Source organism: Geobacillus sp. FSL K6-3411, assembly GCF_037965715.1.
Classification (GTDB): Bacteria; Bacillota; Bacilli; order Bacillales; family Anoxybacillaceae; genus Geobacillus; species Geobacillus thermodenitrificans.
Map to the genome: position 1 here is coordinate 2,750,698 of NZ_CP150187.1, position 20,709 is coordinate 2,771,406.

17 protein-coding genes, 1 riboswitch and 1 other annotated feature (1 of these 19 only partly in view) are annotated in these 20,709 nt (G+C 52.2%); of the genes, 2 read left to right on the forward strand and 15 right to left on the reverse strand.

Annotation, left to right across the window (positions count from 1 at the left end; all coding sequences use genetic code 11):
* Nucleotides 1-26: 26 nt before the first annotated feature.
* The 8 genes from NSQ22_RS14020 to zapA form a co-directional block, all read right to left on the reverse strand.
* Complete coding sequence (locus NSQ22_RS14020; protein WP_008881145.1) at nucleotides 27-614, reverse strand: TetR/AcrR family transcriptional regulator; 588 nt, start codon at nucleotides 612-614, stop codon at nucleotides 27-29.
* A 66-nt stretch (nucleotides 615-680) separates the two neighbouring features.
* The gene (locus NSQ22_RS14025) at nucleotides 681-2,375 is read right to left on the reverse strand and encodes a long-chain-fatty-acid--CoA ligase (protein ID WP_008881146.1); all 1,695 of its coding nucleotides are present in this window, start codon (nucleotides 2,373-2,375) and stop codon (nucleotides 681-683) included.
* An 82-nt stretch (nucleotides 2,376-2,457) separates the two neighbouring features.
* Entirely contained in the window at nucleotides 2,458-2,622 is a 165-nt protein-coding gene (locus NSQ22_RS14030; RefSeq protein WP_008881147.1) for a hypothetical protein, read from the reverse strand.
* A 15-nt stretch (nucleotides 2,623-2,637) separates the two neighbouring features.
* Nucleotides 2,638-3,045 (reverse strand): DUF350 domain-containing protein, encoded by a 408-nt coding sequence (locus NSQ22_RS14035; RefSeq protein WP_008881148.1) that lies wholly within the window; start codon nucleotides 3,043-3,045, stop codon nucleotides 2,638-2,640.
* Between the two features lie 14 nt (nucleotides 3,046-3,059).
* On the reverse strand, nucleotides 3,060-5,414 hold the full coding sequence (locus tag NSQ22_RS14040) for an endonuclease MutS2 (protein WP_144038730.1): 2,355 nt from the start codon (nucleotides 5,412-5,414) through the stop codon (nucleotides 3,060-3,062).
* A 22-nt stretch (nucleotides 5,415-5,436) separates the two neighbouring features.
* Nucleotides 5,437-7,164 (reverse strand): DNA polymerase/3'-5' exonuclease PolX, encoded by a 1,728-nt coding sequence (gene polX, locus NSQ22_RS14045; protein ID WP_008881151.1) that lies wholly within the window; start codon nucleotides 7,162-7,164, stop codon nucleotides 5,437-5,439.
* Between the two features lie 42 nt (nucleotides 7,165-7,206).
* Nucleotides 7,207-7,746, reverse strand: coding sequence for a CvpA family protein (locus tag NSQ22_RS14050; RefSeq protein ID WP_008881152.1), 540 nt, complete (start codon nucleotides 7,744-7,746; stop codon nucleotides 7,207-7,209).
* The gene (gene zapA, locus NSQ22_RS14055) at nucleotides 7,739-8,014 is read right to left on the reverse strand and encodes a cell division protein ZapA (RefSeq protein WP_008881153.1); all 276 of its coding nucleotides are present in this window, start codon (nucleotides 8,012-8,014) and stop codon (nucleotides 7,739-7,741) included. The genes NSQ22_RS14050 and zapA overlap by 8 nt, the downstream gene beginning before the upstream one ends.
* A gap of 102 nt (nucleotides 8,015-8,116) precedes the next feature.
* Between zapA and rnhC the strand changes: the two genes are divergently transcribed.
* Nucleotides 8,117-9,058: a ribonuclease HIII gene (rnhC, locus tag NSQ22_RS14060; RefSeq protein WP_008881154.1), complete on the forward strand. Its 942-nt coding sequence runs from the start codon at nucleotides 8,117-8,119 to the stop codon at nucleotides 9,056-9,058.
* Nucleotides 9,059-9,950: 892 nt separating this feature from the next.
* Here the strand turns inward: rnhC and NSQ22_RS14065 are convergent.
* Both NSQ22_RS14065 and NSQ22_RS14070 read right to left on the reverse strand, forming a co-directional pair.
* Nucleotides 9,951-13,115 (reverse strand): MMPL family transporter, encoded by a 3,165-nt coding sequence (locus tag NSQ22_RS14065; RefSeq protein ID WP_011887939.1) that lies wholly within the window; start codon nucleotides 13,113-13,115, stop codon nucleotides 9,951-9,953.
* A complete protein-coding gene (locus NSQ22_RS14070; RefSeq protein WP_008881156.1) occupies nucleotides 13,112-13,564 on the reverse strand; it encodes a MarR family transcriptional regulator in 453 nt (150 codons plus the stop codon). The genes NSQ22_RS14065 and NSQ22_RS14070 overlap by 4 nt, the downstream gene beginning before the upstream one ends.
* Nucleotides 13,565-13,945: 381 nt before the next feature.
* Between NSQ22_RS14070 and NSQ22_RS14075 the strand changes: the two genes are divergently transcribed.
* Nucleotides 13,946-15,220, forward strand: a complete 1,275-nt coding sequence (locus NSQ22_RS14075; protein WP_060476093.1) for an alkaline phosphatase — start codon at nucleotides 13,946-13,948, stop codon at nucleotides 15,218-15,220.
* Nucleotides 15,221-15,335: 115 nt separating this feature from the next.
* Here NSQ22_RS14075 and crcB read toward each other — a convergent pair whose 3' ends face one another.
* The 5 genes from crcB to pheS form a co-directional block, all read right to left on the reverse strand.
* Nucleotides 15,336-15,689, reverse strand: a complete 354-nt coding sequence (gene crcB / locus NSQ22_RS14080) for a fluoride efflux transporter CrcB (protein WP_060476094.1) — start codon at nucleotides 15,687-15,689, stop codon at nucleotides 15,336-15,338.
* On the reverse strand, nucleotides 15,686-16,087 hold the full coding sequence (locus NSQ22_RS14085) for a CrcB family protein (protein ID WP_008881159.1): 402 nt from the start codon (nucleotides 16,085-16,087) through the stop codon (nucleotides 15,686-15,688). The genes crcB and NSQ22_RS14085 overlap by 4 nt, the downstream gene beginning before the upstream one ends.
* 45 nt (nucleotides 16,088-16,132) lie before the next feature.
* A riboswitch (Fluoride riboswitch) is annotated at nucleotides 16,133-16,195 on the reverse strand.
* 59 nt (nucleotides 16,196-16,254) lie between these two features.
* A complete protein-coding gene (gene modA / locus NSQ22_RS14090) occupies nucleotides 16,255-17,034 on the reverse strand; it encodes a molybdate ABC transporter substrate-binding protein (protein ID WP_081156916.1) in 780 nt (259 codons plus the stop codon).
* Nucleotides 17,035-17,115: 81 nt separating this feature from the next.
* Nucleotides 17,116-19,530, reverse strand: coding sequence for a phenylalanine--tRNA ligase subunit beta (gene pheT / locus NSQ22_RS14095; RefSeq protein ID WP_060476096.1), 2,415 nt, complete (start codon nucleotides 19,528-19,530; stop codon nucleotides 17,116-17,118).
* A 21-nt stretch (nucleotides 19,531-19,551) separates the two neighbouring features.
* Nucleotides 19,552-20,586: a phenylalanine--tRNA ligase subunit alpha gene (pheS, locus tag NSQ22_RS14100; RefSeq protein WP_008881162.1), complete on the reverse strand. Its 1,035-nt coding sequence runs from the start codon at nucleotides 20,584-20,586 to the stop codon at nucleotides 19,552-19,554.
* Between the two features lie 40 nt (nucleotides 20,587-20,626).
* Nucleotides 20,627-20,709, reverse strand: a binding site (T-box leader) (it continues 161 nt past the right edge of the window).

Consider the following 20,709-nt stretch of genomic DNA (forward strand, 5'->3'; position numbering starts at 1 on the left):
GATGCCTCTCCCCTTTCTGCCTTCCATCAACGCCCAGCAGCGCACCCTTTGGCAAGCAATTCGTACACTGGCTCGGCGAGCGCAGCCAAGTCGTATTTTTGCTCATTCATGACCCATGTCGTCACCGTCTCGTCGATCGTGCCGAAGATCATTTGCCGGGTGAGCCGGACGTCTAGATCATTTCGGAATTCTCCTTTTTCCATTCCCTCGATGATGATGCTGTCGATGAGCCGCAAATATCCTTTCAGCACCTCATTGATGCGTTGGCGCAGCTCTTTGTTCGACTGGCGCAGCTCAAGCTGCGTCACGACCGCCATATGCGGATCATCAGCCAGGGCGGAAAAATGAGTTCTCACCAATACATACAATTTCTCTAGCGGACTCGAAATTCCTTCTATTTCTTGCTCGATTTTCTCGATAAACGACCCCATTTTTTCTTGGAAAAGCGAGATTAAAATATCTTCTTTGTTTTTGAAATAAAGGTAGATCGTGCCGTCGGCGACACCAGCCTGCTTCGCGATTTTCGACACTTGCGCCTGATGATAGCCATGTTCGGCGATGACGACGACGGCTGCATCAATAATTTGCTTAAACTTCGGTTTCTCCCTACGCAATCGTCATTCTCCTTTTCTCAACATCACCTGTCACCAACTGAATGAATAATCATTCACAATCCTATTTTACGGACTGTTCTGTCGATTTGTCAAGCTCTTTTTTTCTTCCTCCACCAGAACGCGCCGTAAAATTTTTCCGACCGCAGTTTTCGGCAGCTCGCTTCGGAACTCATATAGGCGCGGCACTTTATACGCGGCTAGGCGCTCGCGCATAAATGCATCTAGCTCTTGTTCGCTGCACTCCTCTCCTGGTTTCAAAACGATGAACGCTTTTACCGTCTCACCGCGATATGGATCAGGAACGCCAATAACGGCCGCTTCCTGCACTTTCGGGTGTTCATACAGCACTTCCTCGACTTCGCGCGGATAAATGTTGTAGCCACCGGCGATAATAACATCTTTTTTCCGGTCGACAATATAAAAATAACCGCGCTCATCCATGTAGCCGATATCGCCAGTGTACAGCCAACCATCACGCAGCACTTGCTCGGTCTCTTCCGGCCGATTCCAATAGCCTTTCATCACTTGCGGACCGCGCACAACAAGTTCCCCTATCTCCCCCGGCTTTACCTCCTCACCGGTTTCCAATGAAACGATTTTCGCTTCGGTATCCGGCCAAGGCACACCAATGCTTCCTTTGACCCGCTCGCCATCCCAAAGAAAATTACTGTGAGTGACGGGTGATGCTTCTGTCAGACCATATCCTTCAATCAATTTTCCGCCAGTCACCCGCTCAAACTGCTCCTGCACTTCGACAGGCAACGGCGCAGAACCGCTAATACATACATTAATGGAGGATAAATCATATTTCGATAAATCCGGGTCGTTCAGCAGCGCAATATACATCGTCGGTGCACCTGGAAACATCGTTGGCCGCGTGCGCTCAATCGTTTTCAATGTTTGTTTTACGTCGAATCGAGGCAGCAGCACCATTTTGCTTGCTTGCATGATAGCCAAATTCATCACCGTCGTCATCCCATATACGTGGAAAAACGGCAAGATACCAAGCACTGTTTCTTTTCCTTTTTCACATTTATACACCCAATGGGCGCACATCAATGTATTTGCGATCAAATTGTGATGCGTCAGCATGGCCGCTTTCGGATGACCTGTCGTGCCACCTGTATATTGAAGCAAGGCGATATCTTCCATCGGATCAATCGCGACCTGAAGAGGCGCTGTCTCAAGACGACTGACGATGGAACGGAACAAGTGAACCGACTCTCCCTCATCCACCCGCACTGACGGCATCTTTTGCTTCCACCGAACGAGCGGATATAACCATTTTTTGATCGTCGGCAAATAATCTTGCATTCTTGTCACAATCCAATGTTTGACCGCCGTTTTTCCTTTCATAGCTATCGCTTTCGGATAAAGCAAATCCATCGTCACCAACACGGATGCGCCGCTATCATTCAGCTGATACTCCAGTTCATATTCGGTGTAGAGCGGATTTGTCTGCACGACGATGCCGCCGGCCAGGAGCGTCCCGTAATAGCTGATCACTGCCTGAGGGCAGTTCGGCAGCATCACCGCTACCCGATCGCCTTCCTTGACACCTAGCCCCCGCAAATAGTGGGCAAACGTCATTGCCTGCTCATACAGCTCGCGAAACGTCACCGTCTTCCCTAAAAAATCGATCGCTATTCGGTCCCCAAACTGTTCCGCTGTCTCTCGCAAATAATCAGGAAGCGTTTTCATCGGATAATCCAAGGTGTGTGGGATTTCCGGTGGGTAATGAGCGAGCCATCGTTTTTCCATCACAATCCCCCCTTACTCCTATTTTATTTTATTATTTTTAATTTTTCATCAAAAAAAAAGAACGCCAGAACTACGTCTGGCGTCACCAAAACCAATACATCAACCCCATCAAAAGAAAACACGCACAGATGGCAAACAAAATTTTTGCCAGCACATCCATCGATCGGTTGCGAACCGCCATATAAACAATGCCGGCGACCAGCAGCAGACCGACTATGATTAACAGCCCTTTCACTACTGCGTCCATCGCTTTTGTTCCCCTTTACTGAATGCCTTCACCGATCACAAACGACAAGCCAACGGAAATCACCATCGAAATAAAGCCGACTGCTCGGTTGTCATTGGCAATTTCTTCATCAATATCAAACTTTGGCGTCAAAAACTCATAGATAAAGTACGCCGCCAATAAAAGTAAAAATCCATATAAGCCCCAGCCAATCATCGATAACAGCGACTCATGGCGGTCAAGCGCATAGCGGAAAATGTTGGAAATCCCAAAAATCTTTCCGCCTGTCGCCATCGCGACCGCCACATTGCCGTTGCGGATTTCCTCCCAATTTTTATATTTCGTCACTAGCTCAAACAAGGCTAAAAACACGACGATGCACAATACTGCGACGCTAAAATTGGCTGCCGTCCTCACCATGTCGTGCTCCCAAAACGGCATCATCGCTCTCTCCCCTATCATTTCAGTTCGACGACCGTCACCCCGGTACCGCCCTCATTCGCCGCACCGAACCGGAAGCTTTTTACCGCCCGGTGCTGTTTTAAAAACTGCTGGACTCCTTGGCGAAGCGCGCCTGTTCCTTTACCGTGGATGATCGAGACGCGCGGATAGCCGGCAAGCACGGCGTCATCAATATATTTTTCCAGTCGGACAAGGGCGTCTTCGTAGCGCTCACCGCGCAAATCAAGCTCTAGGCTGACGTGGGCGTCCTTGCCTTTTACAGTCGCAATCGGCGTCACTTCTTTGGCCGGTGCGCTGCCAATATACTCCAAGTCGCGCTCATGAATTTTCATTTTTAAAATGCCAAGCTGCACTTGCCATTCATCCTCTGACACTTTTTCGAGCAAATACCCCTTTTGGTTTAAGCTTGTCACTTTCACTTCATCACCCGATTGGAACGCATGGCGTGCAGTCGCTTTTTTTGTTTTTTTCCGTTTTTCAACTACGGGCACAGCGGCAGCAAGTCGCTGTTTCGCGGCAATGAGCTCATGCTCCTTCACTTCTGCCTGCTTTTCTTTTTGCAGACGACGCAACTCGTTGATAATCCGCTCAGCCTCGCGCTCGGCAGCGCGGATGATGTCGGTTGCCTTTTGCGCCGCTTCCGCGAGCTGCTCTGCTTTTTTGTCTTCCAGCTCTTCAAGTTTTTGTTCCCACTCAGCCCGCAATCGTTCCGCTTCTTCACGTGCCGAGTGCGCCCTTGCCTCATCTTCCTCTGCTTGCTTTTTGCTTCGTTCCAGTGAAGCGATCATGTTTTCCACGCTATGGCTTTCTGCGCTTACTTGCACTTTCGCCCGCTCGATAATCCGCTCATCGAGCCCAAGACGGCGCGAGATGTCAAAGGCGTTGCTGCGGCCGGGAATGCCGATCAACAATTTATACGTCGGACGAAGCGTTTCGGTGTCAAATTCGACGCTGGCATTTACCACTCCGGGACGATTGTAACCGTACGCTTTCAACTCCGGATAATGCGTCGTCGCTACCGTCCGCGCCCCGCGTCCGTGTACTTCATCCAAAATAGCGATAGCCAGCGCGGCTCCCTCTTGTGGATCGGTACCGGCCCCCAGCTCATCAAAGAGCACGAGGCTTTCCTCATCAACATGACGCAAAATATCAACAATATTCACCATATGGGAAGAGAACGTACTCAAACTTTGTTCGATTGACTGCTCGTCACCGATATCGGCGAAAACAGAGCGGAACACTGCTGCCTCCGACCCGTCCGCCGCCGGGATAAACAGCCCGGCTTGCGCCATGATGGTCAACAGGCCGACTGTTTTTAACGTCACCGTTTTCCCACCGGTGTTCGGCCCGGTAATAACGATCGTCGTGTAATCGCCGCCCAACACAATATCATTCGGCACCGCTTTATCTTGGTCAATAAGCGGATGGCGCGCTTGCAAAAAGCGGAGGTAGCCGCGGTTGTTGACCGCTGGCTTTGCCGCTTGCTGCCGGCGCGCGTATTTCGCCTTGGCAAATAAGAAATCAAAATGGGCAAGCGCCTCCACAGCTCGTTTGAGCGGTTCATCGTGTTCAGCCACTTTGGCTGAGAGTTCGCGCAAAATGCGTTCGATTTCTTGCTTTTCTTTCGCCCGCGCCTCGCGCAGTGCATTATTCAGCTCAACGACCACCTGCGGCTCGATAAACAGAGTCGCTCCGGAGGCTGACTGGTCATGGACGATGCCGCCGTAAGCGCTGCGGTATTCTTGCTTGACCGGGATGACATACCGATCGTTGCGGATCGTAATGATCGCGTCCGACAGCCGCTTTTGCGCTGATGGCGAGCGGATAATGCTTTCAAGCTTCTCGCGGATGCGCGCTTCAGCCGCCCGGATTTGCCCGCGCAGCGAACGAAGACGGTCGCTGGCTGTGTCCAACACCTCGCCGTGATCATCGATCGAGCGGCGGATGTCCTCTTCAAGCGCCGGCACCTCGGCAAGCTCATCCGCATAGTCGGCCAGCCGCGCGAGCCCGCCGTGCTCATCGTGAAGCGACATGATCAACTGCTTCATTTGGCGGCTTGCGGCAGCCGTCGCCGCGACTTCCAACAGCTCAATCGGACTGAGCACACCGCCGATGGCCGCCCGTTTCAAATGCGAACGGATGTCGACCACCCCGTCCAGCGGAACGTAGCCGCGCAGCCGCAACACCGCAGCCGCCTCATCTGTTTCCTCAAGCCAAACCGCCACTTCATCCAAATCAGACGATGGAACGAGAGCGGCGATTTTCTCTAAACCGAGCGCGGATGACGCATGCTCGGCCAACTGTTCTTTCACTTTATCGAACTCTAGGATACGAAGCATTTTTTGCTGCACGTATTCAAACCCCCATGCCTCATCATGTTTGCTTTCGTTTGTCGCGCAAAAACTGTTGTAACTTCTCAAGCGGCCATGTATTGATCACCGTCTCTTTTTTGATCCATCCTTTCCTTGCCGTCGTCACACCAATGACCATATCATCAAGCATGTCCAAATGGTGGGCGTCCGTATGAATGGCAATATAAGCACCTGCTTCTTGCGCTTTTTTCACGTAAACAGCCGACAAATCGAGGCGGTTCGGATTCGCGTTGAGCTCGAGCACCGTGTTCGTCTCGACCGCCAACTCGATTAATCGTTCAACGTCGACGTCATAGCCGTCACGCTGGCCGATGAGCCGGCCGGTCGGATGGGCGATGACATCCACATACGGGTGGCGAAGCGCCGCTTCGAGCCGCTTCATAATTACCTCGCGCGGCTGTTTGAACGCAGAATGAATGGCGGCAATGACAAAATCAAGCTCCTTGAGCACGTCATCATCGTAATCGAGCGTCCCGTCAGGCAAAATATCCATCTCGATGCCAGCTAAGATCGTAAAATCAGAATAGCGTGCATTCAACCGCTCAATCTCCTCGCGTTGACGCCGCAATCGATCTGGCGTCAAGCCGTTGGCGACTTTCAAATATTGAGAATGATCCGTAATGGCCATATACTGGTAGCCGCGGCGACGGCACGCCTCAGCGAGCTCCTCGAGCGAACACGCCCCGTCGCTCCATGCCGAGTGCATATGCAAATCGCCTCGGATATCGTCAAGATGGACAAGCGGATAATCCGAAGAATATCGCTCAACTTCCGTGCCGTCTTCGCGCAGTTCAGGCGGAATGTACGGCAACCCGAAGTAAGCATAAAACGCCGGTTCATCCGAGAACGTTTTTACATCCCCTGTTGTTTGGTCTTCAACGCCGTATTCGCTAATTTTCTCCCCACGTTCTTTGGCAAGCTGGCGCATGCGGACATTATGTTCTTTCGATCCAGTGAAATGATGAAGCGCTGTCGCAAACTCAGCCGCACTGACGAGCCGGAAGTCGGCGGCGATTTCATCCTCATACTTGAAAAGAAGCGACACTTTCGTTTCCCCGGCAGCGATGACTTCACGGATGCGCGAAAGACGAAGGAGTGCCTCGCGCACCTCGGCCGGGCGATCGGTAGCGATGACATAATCCAAATCTTTCACCGTTTCTTTCAAACGCCGCAAACTGCCTGCTCGCGCGAAGCGGATGATGCCATCGATCTCTTGCAGTTGACGTTCAATGTCCTCGGCGAGCGGCAATACCCGAGCGAGCGGCAGCCGCTCAGGACGTTTTCCCGCCTCTTCGAGAGCCATAAGCAGCTTCTCTTCCGTTTTCACCCCAAATCCAGGAAGCTCCCGCACCTTTCCGGAAAGACATGCTTCCTTCAATCCATTCATATCCACAATGCCAAGCTCCTGATGCAGCTTCGCGATTTTTTTGCCGCCAAGCCCCGGGAGCTTAAGCAAAGCAAGCAATGTCTCCGGAATGTCGCGCCTTAATTCCTCTAGCACCGACGATGAACCGGTTTGGACAAACTCGGTGATAATCGCCGCCGTGCTTTTGCCGATGCCCGGGATGGCAGTGAACTCTTCGATTTCCGACAAACTCCGTTCATCTGTTTCCAGCGCGGCCGCCGCCTTGCGAAACGCTGTCACTTTAAACGGATTTTCTCCTTTGATCTCCATATATAAGGCGATCGTCTCTAACAGGCGGATGACATCTTTTTTGTTCACGTTCATGCCGTCCCCTCCCTTTTCCGAAACACCGCGGGCCGCGCTCCGTTAGATGCGGCCATGAATCCACCAGTTGCTAAGCATCTCCGACAAGATTGGTGTATGTTTCACGATGACCGTCGCCATGAGCGACTGCTGCAACTGCTCTTGCACGCTATCGATCGGCACGAGCGCGCTCACATACAAAAGCAAAAACACAAACAAATACACTTCAGCGAATCCGAGCGCTGCCCCCGCTACACGGTTGACGCTGCGCAACAGCGGCAGTTGGGCGACAAAGTCGAGCATCGAACCGACGATTTGAAGCACAATTTTCACGGCAAAAAATAAGAGTGCAAACGAAATCGCCCGATAATACGCATCATCTAAATGCGTGCTTTGAAACAACAACTTCACTGTCTCCGGATCGCCAAACGTCGGATACGGAATCCAAAGGCGCAATGTCGGCACAAATCGATCATAATACTTATAAGCGACAAAAAAGGCGATGAGAAACCCTGCCATATGGATAAATTGAAGAATAAAACCGCGCTTTAGTCCGATCATCGCGCCTAACAGCAGGACAAATAAAAGCACGACATCAATCATCGTCTTCCCCACCCTTTTCCCGTCTCAACTTGGCTGCAAGCCGATCGTATTCTTCCTTCAGCTTTAAGTATTCATTGGCGATATTGACTGCCGTCAACACAGCCAACTTCGGCACATCAAGCACCGGGTTCCTTTCGCTGAACTCGTGCATTTTATCATCAACGAACGCCGCCACGAGCCGGATATGAGCCGGGCTTTCCGTGCCGACGATCGTGTAATCTTGACCGTAGATGCGGACGCTTACCCGCGTTTTTGGCTCGTCTGTCAACCTGCTTCCCCCATTTCGCAAAATCCTACTGTTTATCATATCATGAATGCTGGTATAATGGAAAGATGCGGCCCAAAGAGACAATAAAGGAGCGATCAAACGTTGTCAAACTATGTGATTCACGCCGACCAAAAATTGCTTGCTACGTTGCGCGCCTACTATAAAGACGCCTTATCCGACCGGCTTCCGGCCGGGGCGCTGTTTGCTGCAAAGCGCCCGGATGTCACGATCACTGCCTACCGCTCAGGCAAAGTGCTGTTTCAAGGGAAAGCGGCAGAACAAGAGGCGGCAAAATGGATGGAGAATCACACAGCGCCTGAAAACAAACAAAAGGATCAGAACCGAGCAAAAACAACCGCCCTGTCGGAACAAGAACTCGGGAGTCTTTCCGCCATCGGCTCCGATGAAGTCGGAACCGGCGACTATTTCGGCCCAATCGTCGTTGCCGCCGCTTACGTTGACCGGGGTCATCTCGATCGAATCGCGGCGCTTGGCGTCAAAGATTCAAAGCAATTGAATGACGAAACGATCACGCGAATCGCACCGACCATCATGGAAACCGTGCCTTACGCCGTCACCGTGCTCACCAACGCCGAATACAACCGCTGGCAGCAAAGCGGCATGCCGCAGACGAAAATGAAAGCGTTGCTCCATAACCGGACGCTCGCGAAACTCATTGACGACATCGCGCCCATCGAACCAGAAGCGATCATCATCGATCAGTTTTTGGAACGCAATTCATATTTCCGCTACCTCGAAGATGAAACGCGCATCGTCCGCGAGCGGGTGCACTGCCTGCCAAAAGCAGAAGGGGTGCACGTCGCCGTCGCCGCCGCCTCGATCATCGCCCGCTATATGTTTTTAGCGGAGATGGACAAACTATCCCGCACCGTCGGCCTTCCGCTCCCGAAAGGCGCGGGCGCTATTGTCGATGAAGCCGCCGCCCAGCTTATCCGCCAACAAGGGGTTGGGGCGCTTGAGACGTGTGCCAAGCTTCATTTCGCGAATACAAAAAAAGCGCTCGACATCGCCAAACACTCGTAATGGTTCGCCCCTTCCCTTCCTCCGATTGCCAAGGGCAAAAGCGAAACCATCATCTTATGCCCCCACTCGTCTCGCTACATGTCAAGGTGGGGGCTTCTGTGTAAGAGACATTCCTTTCTCTTTCCATGAAATGAATGGTCAAATTAGCGTTTCTGTTCTCATGAAGAAACAAATCGATGAAAATAACGTTTACTGATGACGATGGTTGTTAAGAAAAGAAAACAAGCCCGTAAACAAGAAAATAGCTCCTACTGTTTTATAAGCATTGATATATTCTTTTAACATCTGCCAATACTCTTACGAACCTACAGAACCGCCTGCAGACCGAACCTATGATGAGACGGAATCACTCCCTCATTCAGGGCTGTTTAGAATGAACCACAACCCAATGATAGAAATAGCAAGCGAAACAACCTTCATTCTGTTTGTAGCTTTGAAAAAACTCATTTTTTCTCTCCCTCCCCAAGTCAACACTATCCCTTTCTGTTTATCAGCTATGAGGAAAATGGATAGAACCGCACACGAAACGTCTCAAACATCACCAAGATCATGGAGCATAAAATCAAAAAGATCCGTCTCCACTAATAGGTTATGGCACATTCATGAATGTCCGGAAAAAATAGTATGGAAGATGGGACGGCGCAACCGAAAAGTGAACTTTTCAAGGTGCATTTATGTAGATAGTAGCGAAAGCAACAATCATATTCAATATATTACCAAACATATATCCTCTATCTCTTCCCTTATGTCAATCCAAAAGAGTATGTATATCCGCCAACTAGAGGCAGTCATTCAGCACATTGATGTTGGTTGAATGTGCCGACTTGTTTTTATTTCCTGACTCTAAAAAGGAACGCCGCCCTCAAGCAACATGAGGGCGACGCAAGCTAGCTTAACTCATTCTCTCTTGTTCAAGTCCATCTGCTCCACCCGCAGGCTGCCGGAATGGCCACCAATTCGCGCGTCCGAACGTGCGAACCATGACTGGGACAAACAACGGCAGCACAACGAGCGCATAAAGCAGCAGCCCGGTTAAGACAATGGTTGCGATTTGCAAAAGCGACAAAACGCCGGACGGGTACATAGCGGCAAATGTTCCACCTAAAATGACAGCCGCTGAGATGATGACCGTACCCATATGCCCCATCGCCGAAAGCATCGCTTCTCTCACTGGACGGTCACGATATTCATTGAACCGGTCCATGAGGAAAATGCTGTAGTCGATGCCGAGCGCCATAAGCAGGACGAAAGCGAAAAACGACACCGCCCAGTTCAAGCCGGCATAGCCGAGGCCGTTGACGAAAATAAGTTCCGTGACGGCCATGGACGTGAAATAGGTCAACACGAGCGACAGCATCAAATAAAGCGGCATGATGAGCGAACGGAGCAGCACCGCCAACACAATAGCGATACCAATGATCATCAGCACCGCGGTACGCTGATAGTCGGCGTTCGAAATCGCCTGCAAATCGGCATACGTGCTCGTGACGCCACCAATCGCAATCGTCACGCCTTCCCATTTCGTTCCTTTCACCGCCCGTTCAGCGGCGGCGCGAATATCATCAATGCGGCCAAGCGCGGAGATGGAATACGGATTTTCGTCTAAAATGACGTCAAATGTGACGATGCGTCCATCTTTTGACATGTACGCGTCTTTCGCCTGCGCAAAGTCTTTGCTTTCGAGCGCTTCTTTCGGCATGTGCCAACCGGCCATTTCCTTCACCGGCGCTGATGACAAATCAGCCAAATACGTTTCCGCCGTTCCAAGACCGTCGGCCACTTGGCGCAAACCGGACGCGCTTTGGTCCAAGCCGTTGACAAGCTGGCCGAGCTGGCCGCCAAGTGCGGAGAAATGTTCGAGCAATTGTCGCTGGCCGCCGTTGACTTGCTCAAGACCGGCTGAGAATTGCGGCAGTTTATCAACCGCTTGTTTTTGGCCGTCGGCTGCTTTCTTTAAACCATCCTCAAGTTCACCAAGCCCGGCGATCACGTTGTCTAAACCGCCGTTGACGGCTGCCTGACCGTTGTTGAGTTGGGCAAACGACTCATTCGCTTTCACCAATCCAGCGCGCGCTTGATCAAGTGCCCCATTCAACTGCGTGAGGCCGGCCGCCATTTGCTTCACTTGATCAGATAAAGCAGCGACTGTCATTTTCGCCCGTTGATATGTCTCGTCTTGACGGAGCTCTGCATGCGACTGCTCGACTTGCTCGAGCATCATTTGTACGGCTGCGAGCTGATCGGCGACCGCCTTTAATCCCGTTTCAACTTGCTGGTATTGGCTGCTGATCGTCGACAGACCTTGTTCGGCCTGTTTGTAACCGCTAAGCAGCTGATTTGCGCCGGCTTGCAGCTTTTTCGCATTGTCGCGGAGCGTAGACACCCCTTTTTTCAGCTCGCCGGCCCCCATCGCTCCTTGGCGCACACCTTGTTCGATTTGGGTAAGGCCGTTTTGCAGCTCAACGATGCCGTTTTTTAACTGCTCCGTTCCCTCGACAAGTTCGCCAATGCCGGATGAAGCCTGCTTAAGCTGCGGCGCGGAAGCGGAGAGCTTATTGCTCGCTGTTTCGAGCCCAGCGCCGATTTTTTCGATACCGTCTTTGCCGGCGCCAAGACCGTCTTTCAGCTGTTTGGCCTGTTCGGTGACAAGCAACTGTTCAATCGGCTCTCCAGTCGGGCGTGTTGCCGAGCGGACGCTTGCCACACCGTTGACTTTCTCAACTTCGCGGCTGATCGTTTCGATTAACGCCAACCCTTCTTTAGAATCGAGTGTTTGCTTGCCTTTTAGCACGATTTGCGTCGGCATTGCGTCTCCTGGATTGAAGTGGTCAGCGATGATACGAAACGCTTTTACCGAGCGATAATGATCGCCAATTTCTTCCATTGAATCAAACGACAGCTTGCCTTCGTACGTCGCCAGCACCGGCACGGTCACCGCTGCGACGATAATGAGCGCCAACAGCGGGCGGGCGAACGCAAATCGGCCAGCCGCCAGCCAAAGCCGGCTTTGCCCGTGCTCAAGCTTTCCTCGAACCGGCCAAAACAATTTTTCGCCAAGCACGGCCATAAAAAACGGCACGAGCGTCACGAGCGCCACAAGCAACACCGCTACTCCAACGGCGACAGCTGCTGCCGATTGGTATAACTTAAACGTTGACAAGCCGATTGACGCAAAACCGATCATCACCGCCAATCCGCTCGCCAACACCGTTTTCCCGGCTGTTCGGTACGTCACAACAATCGCTTCCGTCCGATCGCCGAGTTTCGCTAACTCTTCTTTAAACCGGCTCAGCAGCAAAATGCAATAGTCGGTTCCAATCCCAAACAAAACGGCGACTAAAAAGATTTGCGTAAACGTCGATAGCGGAAAATCGACTTTGTCAACCAAAAAGGCGACGACCGACTGTGAAACGGCGTATGTCGCCCCGACCGCCACCAATGGAATCAGCGGCGCTACTGGTGAACGGAACACGGCGAGCAGAACAATTAAAATGAAGACGATCGTAATCCCTTCCGTTTTCTTCACGCCTTCAAGCGAGCTTGTCACCACATCTTCATCGATCATCCACCCGCCGGTGAAATAATGCTCAACCTTGACGCCATCCAACGCTTCATATAACGCATCGGTCAACTGTTTCGCCGTCCGCCCGTCCGGATCGATACTGACCGAAACGAGCATCGTCGTTTTGTCTTTAGAGATCAACTCTTTTTCTAACTCCGGGTTGGCAAACGGGGAAATGATATTCGTGATATGAAGGTCGCTTTTCTTCTTTTCGAGCGCGTTCACTGCTCGCTCAATTTCTTTTTTGTCTTCCGCCGTCAATCCGTCTTTCTGATAAAAGACGAGCACGGTAGAGAGCTCATTTTCTTTGTTTTCTTGCTTATTTGCTTCTTTGATCAATTCTGCTGCCACCGACGACGAATAGCCGTCCGGCACGCTCAGCTGCCCTTTTTCACGGACGAGCTCGCCCATGTTCGGCGCGGTCATCACGAGTACCGCCGCCACGGCAATCCACGTCAAAAGCACCAACCATCTTCCTCTGATGATCGCTCTCATTTCGCCTCTTCCACCTCCTGCAATACGCGGGCCAATTTCTCATACGTACGGATGAACGCTTCAATTTCTTCTTCTGGAAAACGAGCGATCACCTCTTCCACAAGTCGGTAGACGTTGCGATCCGTCTCGGCCACCCATTCCTCTCCTTGTGGCGTCAACGATAAGGCCACAACGCGCCGGTCGTTCTGATCACGGTCGCGGCGCAGCCAGCCTTTGTCGACGAGACGGTTCGTCATCGCTGTCACCGCGCTTTTATTGACACCAAACACCGTCGAGAGCTCCGTCGATGTGCACGTCCCCCGCCGGCGAATGTAGCGAAGCAAATAATATTGGTCATGCGTCATTTCCTCGTCAAGCCCGACTTTCACGAGCGCCGCTCCACGTTTTATCACGAGAAATGACACAGACAAATAGCGGTCGATCCAATCATCCACGTTCCGCTTCTTCACGATTTCACCTCCATTGGTTCACGAATTGAACTATTAGTCCGCTATACTCCTCACACGGCATTCATTGTCCATTTAGTTCAACTATTGAACTATTAATCAATTTATCAAGCGAAAAAGAAAAAGTCAATGAGGAAGACAGGCAAAACCTTACTGGTTGATAGACTGTTTTCATGCCTTGAAATTAAGAACGGTTGCAAATGGAGCCGCGGTCATCTTCATCCGTTTTCGTCCTCTTCCCGAAAACACACTGCTCAATGAGCAGATAGGAAAAAGAAAATACTGGTTTATTTGCAAAACGATTACATAGAATTCACATTCTCTTCATCTCGAGCTTGTACGATAAACATGACAAAATGAATTTGAAAAAAGGAGAGGAGAACGATGTTCAAATCGAAACGCTGCGCTGCTCTACTTATCGCTACGCTAAGTGTCGGACTCACGCTCAACCATGGCGGACAAGCAGTATCGGCTGCACCGTCCAAGCCCGCAAAGCCACCTGTCGTGAAAAATGTCATCATGCTCGTCGGCGACGGTATGGGAATAGCCCAGCGCAATGCCATTCGCCTAGCGACGAAAGGGATAGACGGGGAACTAGAAATGGACAGCATGCCATACAGCGGGCTCATTCATACAAACTCCGCCGACCCCAAATCATTCATCACCGACTCCGCTGCGGCTGCCAGCGCGATAGCGACAGGTGTGAAAACGTATAACGGCGCCATCTCCGTTGACTTACAAGGAAAACCGGTGAAAACGATTTTGGAACAAGCGAAAAAAGCCGGGAAAGCGACCGGGCTTGTCACGACTGCCCAAGTAACCGATGCTACCCCAGCGGCATTCGCTGCTCACACCGCCAATCGCTCCGCACAAAGCGACATCGCCAAGCAATACATCGAAAAAACCAAAGTTGACGTCATTTTGGGCGGCGGGGAAGACTACTGGTATCCAGCTGGACATCCTGGCTATTACCCAGATACGGCTGAAGATGCAGAAGAAGGAAGCAAAGGCACGCAAGGAAACTTAGTTGAACGCGCCAAGAAGCTCGGTTACACCTATGTCCGCACCGCCGATGAGCTGAAACGGGCAAAGGGGCGCAAACTGCTTGGATTATTCGCCAATGAAGAAATGTTCCAAAAACGTTCCGAAGGAGAAGGTAAGTACAACCCCGTCGTATCGCTGCCTGATATGACAAAAAAAGCGATTGATGTGTTGTCGAAAAACAAAAAAGGCTTTTTCCTTGTCGTCGAAGAGGAAGCGATTGATGAAATGAGCCATGACAATAACGGTTCGCTCATGATCAAAGCGGGGCAACAGTTTGATCAAGCAGTCGCCGTGGCGAAACGGTACGCCAAGCACCATCCAGACACACTCGTTCTTGTGCTCGCCGACCACGAATCCGGCGGCCTGACGATTGAAACGCCGGGCGACGCAGATGAATCAGAAGACAGTAACACGCTCTCTGACGAAAACGGCCCGTTTGTCGTCGCCCATTCTAAACAAACATTCACCTTAAACTGGACGACAACAGGCCACACTGCTGCCGGTGTGCCACTGACCGCCATGGGTCCGGGAGCGAAACGGTTTGCTGGCGTGTATGAAAATACGCACATTCATGACATTCTTGAGACGTTATTGTTTGGAAAAAGAGAAAGATAACCGATGCGTTATTTCCATCGTTCCCCTTCATCCGCTCTCTCTTCCCCGCCAATGTGTCGTTGACGGGGAGAGAGTTTTTGTCGATTTCTCCAGTCTTCGATCGGATGTCATGTCATTATGAACGTCCAAATTGATAGCCTAGCCATGCCAACCATATTCCAAATGAGTAGGTGACAGCCAAATAAGCCAGCGATTTTCCCCATTGTTTTTGCTGCATCATTTGCACACTCTCCCACTTTAAGGTGGAAAAAGTCGTGAACGCTCCCATAAACCCCGTGCCGATGAGCAGTTTTTCTGCATTGGCGGCACCGCTTCCTGCAAGCCAACCCAGCAAAAACGAGCCAAGCAAATTGACAAAGAGCGTCCCGAACGGAACATGTGGCATGCAGCGAGCGAACCACCGACTGACGGCATAGCGAGCCACAGCACCGAAAAAGCCGCCAAGCATCACCAACCATGGCGCTATCATGATTCCACTCCTTCCTTTCGTCCCCCATCACTCCGTTGGGCTGCAGCGTACCCAGCCCATGAGGCGAACAGACCGCCAAACAAACTAGCCGCAATATAAACAGCCGCCGCTCCCCATGCCCCTTGCTCCATCAATTCGACACACTCAACGCTAAGCGTAGAAAACGTTGTATACGAGCCGACAAAACCGGTCGTCATCGCCGTTTTCCACCACGTCGGCCACGTGGGGCGACAGGTGAAAACAACCGTCAGCCAGCTAAGCAAAAATGCGCCTGTCCAGTTCATTAACAGTGTCCCGAGCGGAAAACCGCCGACGGCGGCAGCGGGAACAGCCAATCCGAGCGCATAGCGGACAAGTGCGCCGATCATGCCAGCGATGCCGACAGCGACATACACCATAAGACATCCCTCCTCTGCAAAACAAGCAAACTCCTGCCACTCACAAACGCAGCAGGAGTCATCAGCAGGAAGCCGGTGGTTATGGCGAACCCCATCGCCTAGTATGTTGATATGTCTTTTATTTTACAATGATGGCCTGTTCGTGTGAAGACAAGTGCGTTTGGATGCTAGTGGGCACGGCGGAACCCGTACTGTTCAAATTGCTTCAACGCTTGTTCACTCGTCAAATAGGCATAAAACTGGCGCGCTTCTTGCAGATGTTTGCTCGTCTTGACCACACCGAGCGGATAGACGATCGGTTCGTGCATCTCATCAGGCACCGCAGCGGCGATGTGCACGTTGCCCGAGACAAGCGCGTCCGTCCGATATACAAAGCCGGCGTCGACGTTGCCCGTTTCGACATACGTCAATACTTGGCGAACGTCTTTGGCAAGAACAAGGCGCGGCTCGACGTTTTCCCAAAGCCCGGCGCGCTCAAGTGTTTGTTTCGCGTATATGCCGGCCGGCACCGACTCAGGGATGCCAATGGCCACCCGTTTCGCGCGAGTGATGTCATCGAGCGACTGAATCGCTCCTTCTTCCTGTTTTGGCACAATGAGCACGAGTTCGTTGGCAACCACCGTTTTTTCATGCGTGGAATCGATCAGCCCTTCCTTTTTCAGTTCTTCAAACGGCAGGACGGCGGCAGAGAAAAACAAGTCGACCGGCGCTCCTTGAGCGATTTGTTTTTGCAAGGCGCCGGATGACCCAAAATTATAGTGAATGCGGATATTCGGATGTTCATGCTCGAAGGCGGTTTTCACTTCCTTTAGCGCGTCTTGCAAACTGGCAGCCGCTGAGACGGTGAGCTCAACCGGTTGTTTTCCACCTTCTGATCGACCTGCGTCACACCCGTGCAACCCGACAAGTAAAACCATCGCAATGATCACAGCTCGAACGCTTCGCATCGTTCTCCCCCTTTTTTCGCGATGGGCGCGAATAGAAAAACAGGGAGCTGCCTACGCTCCCTGCCTAACACAGCCGCGGCATTACCCGCGCAACACCGCGCCAAACTGCTCCTCGACCGCTGCCAAAACCCGTTCATGGACGGCAGTAACTTCTTCATCAGTGAGCGTCCGTTCCGGATCGTAGTAGCGGAGCGAGAAGGCGAGCGATTTTTTCCCGGCCGGCAGACGGTCGCCTTTATAGACGTCAAAGAGGGCCACGTCTTTTAATAGCGGGTTCCCCGCTTCGGCGATCGCCTGCTTGAGAGCACCTGCTTCGACATTGTCGTCGACGACTAAAGCGATGTCGCGCACGACTGACGGGAAGCGCGGAATCGACTCGTAACGGATCGTTTCGCCTTCTGTATTCAGTAGCTCAGCGAAGGCGAGTTCAAAGACATACGTTTCTTTCAAATCGTACTCTTTTTGTACAGCCGGATGGAGCTGGCCGACAAAGCCGATCTCTTTGCCGTCAAGCACAATCTCCGCCGTCCGCCCCGGATGCAAATCAGCACGCTTCGCCGGACGGTAGCTGATGCGATCAGACAGCCCAAGCAGGGCGAACAAGCCGTCAAGCACGCCTTTTGCAACATAGAAATCAGCTGCTTTTTTCTCTCCTTGCCAAAGGTGGGCATGCCATAAACCGGTGATGACGCCGGCGAGCCGTTCTTTTTCCGCCGGTTGGACGTTTTCCCCCTTGGACAAATAGACAGAGCCGATTTCATATAGCGCGACGTTCTCAACTTGGCGGGCACGGTTGTAGCTCGCCGCTTCGAGCAAATGCGGCACCAAGCTTTGCCGGAGAACGCTCCGCTCCTCACTCATCGGCAACGCCAAGCGGACTGGTTCGGTTGTCTCCAAAGCAAACCGCGTCGCTTTGTCCGGACTAGTAAGCGAATACGTGATCGCCTGGAACAAGCCCGCGCCTTCGAAATAGCGGCGGACACGGCGGCGTTTCGCTTGGTACGGTGTCAACTCGCCCGGTTTTGCTTCGGCCACCGGCAAAGTCGCTGGCAAATGGTCGTAGCCATACAAACGGGCGACTTCCTCGATAATATCTTCTTCGATCGTAATATCGCGGCGGCGCGATGGAACATGGATTGTAAACGTTCCATTATCTTCCGTAAACGAGAATTGCAAGTTTGAAAGAATGCCAGCTACTTCCTCTTTCGTCATCGCTGTGCCGAGGACGCCGTTGATGCGTTCCAGCGCCACCGTTACAACAACCGGCTCTTCTTTCCATGTATTAGCTTCCACGATACCGCTGACGACCTCGCCGCCGGCGTATTCTGCCATCAAAGCAGCAGCGCGCTCGAGCGCTTCTTTCGTCCGCGCCGGATCAATCCCTTTTTCAAACCGGGTGCTCGCTTCGCTGCGCAACCCGTGGTCTTTCACCGCCTGGCGGATGACCGGGCTCGTAAAATACGCGGCTTCGATGAACACTGTTTTCGTGTCATCCTGCACTTCCGAGTTCGCTCCGCCCATCACACCGGCTAAGGCGACCGGCTCACGGCCGTTTGTGATGACGAGATGATCTTCAGTCAGCTTCCGCTCGACATCGTCAAGCGTCACGATCATTTCTCCCGCCTTGGCACGACGAACGACGATCTCCTTCGAACCGAGACGGTCGTAGTCAAACGCGTGAAGCGGCTGGCCGTACTCAAGCAAAATGTAGTTGGTGATATCGACAACATTGTTGTGTGGACGAATGCCGGCCGCCATCAAGCGCGCTTGCATCCAAAGCGGCGACGGGCCGATTTGGACGTTTTTCACGATCCGTCCGGCGTACAGCGGATTGTCTTCCGGCGCCTCGACACGGACAGAAATGTAGTCATGGACGCTTTCTTCATTTTCGTTCACCGCCGTTTCCGGCAACTTCACATCGCGGCCGAGAATCGCAGCGACTTCGTAGGCAACGCCAAGCATGCTTAAGCAATCGGCGCGATTCGGCGTCAAGGCGAGTTCGAGCACTTCATCGTGCAAGCCGAGCCATTCAAGCGCATCAGCGCCGACCGGCGCGTCGCTTGGGAAGACGAAAATGCCTTCGGCGTATTCTTTCGGCACGACTTTTGTTTCAACACCGAGTTCTTGGAGCGAGCAAATCATGCCGTTCGACTCTTCGCCGCGCAGCTTCGCCCGTTTGATTTTAAAATTGCCCGGCAGTCTCGCCCCAACTTTCGCTACAGCAACTTTTTGCCCCTTGGCGACGTTCGGGGCGCCGCAAATGATTTGCACCGGCTCTCCTTCGCCAAGATCAACAAGACATTTCCGCAGTTTATCGGCGTTTGGGTGTGGCTCGCATTCGAGCACATGGCCGATGACGACTCCTTTCATTCCCCGCTCAAGCGCTTCAACCCGCTCGACTTCAATGCCACTTTTTGTAATGCGATCAGCGAGTTGTTCCGCCGTCACGCCCGTCAAATCGACGTATTCGCCTAGCCAACGATAAGAAACGAGCATTCCCAACTCCTCCTTTTTCTTTTAGACACGCAAAAATTGTTGCAAGAAACGAAGATCGTTCTGATAGAAATGGCGGATGTCATCAATGCCGTATTTCAACATCGCGATCCGCTCCGGCCCCATGCCGAACGCAAATCCGGTATACGTTTTCGAATCAAAGCCGGCCATCTCAAGCACGTTCGGGTGCACCATGCCAGCGCCTAAAATTTCAATCCAGCCCGTACCTTTGCAAACGCTGCAGCCGTGCCCTTCGCAGCGGAAGCAGGACACATCGACCTCGACTGAAGGCTCGGTAAACGGGAAAAAGCTCGGACGAAAACGGATGTCGCGCCCTTCACCGAACAGCTTGCGGGCAAATTCGCGCAGCGTCCCTTTTAAATCGCTCATCCGGATGTTGCGGTCAACAACCAATCCTTCAATTTGCGTAAACTGATGTGAATGGGTCGCATCATCGGTATCGCGGCGATACACTTTCCCCGGGCAAATGATTTTTACCGGACCGCGCCCGCGATGTTTTTCCATCGTCCGTGCCTGCATCGGCGACGTGTGGGTGCGAAGCAGAATTTCTTCCGTAATATAAAACGAATCTTGCATATCGCGGGCCGGGTGTCCTTTCGGCAAATTGAGCGCCTCAAAATTGTAATAATCGGTCTCGACTTCCGGACCTTCGGCGACCGTATAGCCCATGCCGATAAACAAATCTTCAATTTCCTCGATGACGCGCGTCAGCGGATGAGGATTCCCCAGTTTCACCGGACGGCCCGGAAGCGTCACATCGATCGCTTCAGCCGCCAACTTCCGCTCGACTTCTTCTTCTTCCAGTTTCGTTTGTTTTGCTTCGAGCGCCTTTTGGATCGCCTCTCTTACCTCATTGGCAAGCGCACCAATTTTCGGACGCTCTTCTGGCGGCAATGCTCCCATGCCGCGCAGCACTTCGGTAATCGGCCCTTTTTTGCCTAAATAGGCGACACGCACATCGTTGAGCGCTTTTAAATCGCCAGCTTGTTCAATTTTTTCAAGCGCTTCTCGTTCAAGCTCATGCAACCGTTCTTTCACGCCAATCCCTCCTCTAACAAAATAAAAAAACCCGTCCCTCATAAGGGACGAGTTGTTGCTCGCGGTACCACCCTTGTTAACAGCGCAAACGAAGACGCACTGTTCCCTTCATTGCTATAACGG

Coding starts and splice junctions, on each gene's coding strand:
- NSQ22_RS14025 (WP_008881146.1), bottom strand. CDS start 2,375: ATGGAAAAACGATGGCTCGCTCATTACCCACCGGAAATCCCACACACC.
- NSQ22_RS14030 (WP_008881147.1), bottom strand. CDS start 2,622: ATGGACGCAGTAGTGAAAGGGCTGTTAATCATAGTCGGTCTGCTGCTG.
- NSQ22_RS14035 (WP_008881148.1), bottom strand. CDS start 3,045: ATGATGCCGTTTTGGGAGCACGACATGGTGAGGACGGCAGCCAATTTT.
- polX (WP_008881151.1), bottom strand. CDS start 7,164: ATGAACGTGAACAAAAAAGATGTCATCCGCCTGTTAGAGACGATCGCC.
- NSQ22_RS14050 (WP_008881152.1), bottom strand. CDS start 7,746: ATGATTGATGTCGTGCTTTTATTTGTCCTGCTGTTAGGCGCGATGATC.
- NSQ22_RS14065 (WP_011887939.1), bottom strand. CDS start 13,115: ATGAGAGCGATCATCAGAGGAAGATGGTTGGTGCTTTTGACGTGGATT.
- NSQ22_RS14075 (WP_060476093.1), top strand. CDS start 13,946: ATGTTCAAATCGAAACGCTGCGCTGCTCTACTTATCGCTACGCTAAGT.
- crcB (WP_060476094.1), bottom strand. CDS start 15,689: ATGATAGCGCCATGGTTGGTGATGCTTGGCGGCTTTTTCGGTGCTGTG.
- NSQ22_RS14085 (WP_008881159.1), bottom strand. CDS start 16,087: ATGGTGTATGTCGCTGTCGGCATCGCTGGCATGATCGGCGCACTTGTC.
- modA (WP_081156916.1), bottom strand. CDS start 17,034: ATGCGAAGCGTTCGAGCTGTGATCATTGCGATGGTTTTACTTGTCGGG.
- pheT (WP_060476096.1), bottom strand. CDS start 19,530: ATGCTCGTTTCTTATCGTTGGCTAGGCGAATACGTCGATTTGACGGGC.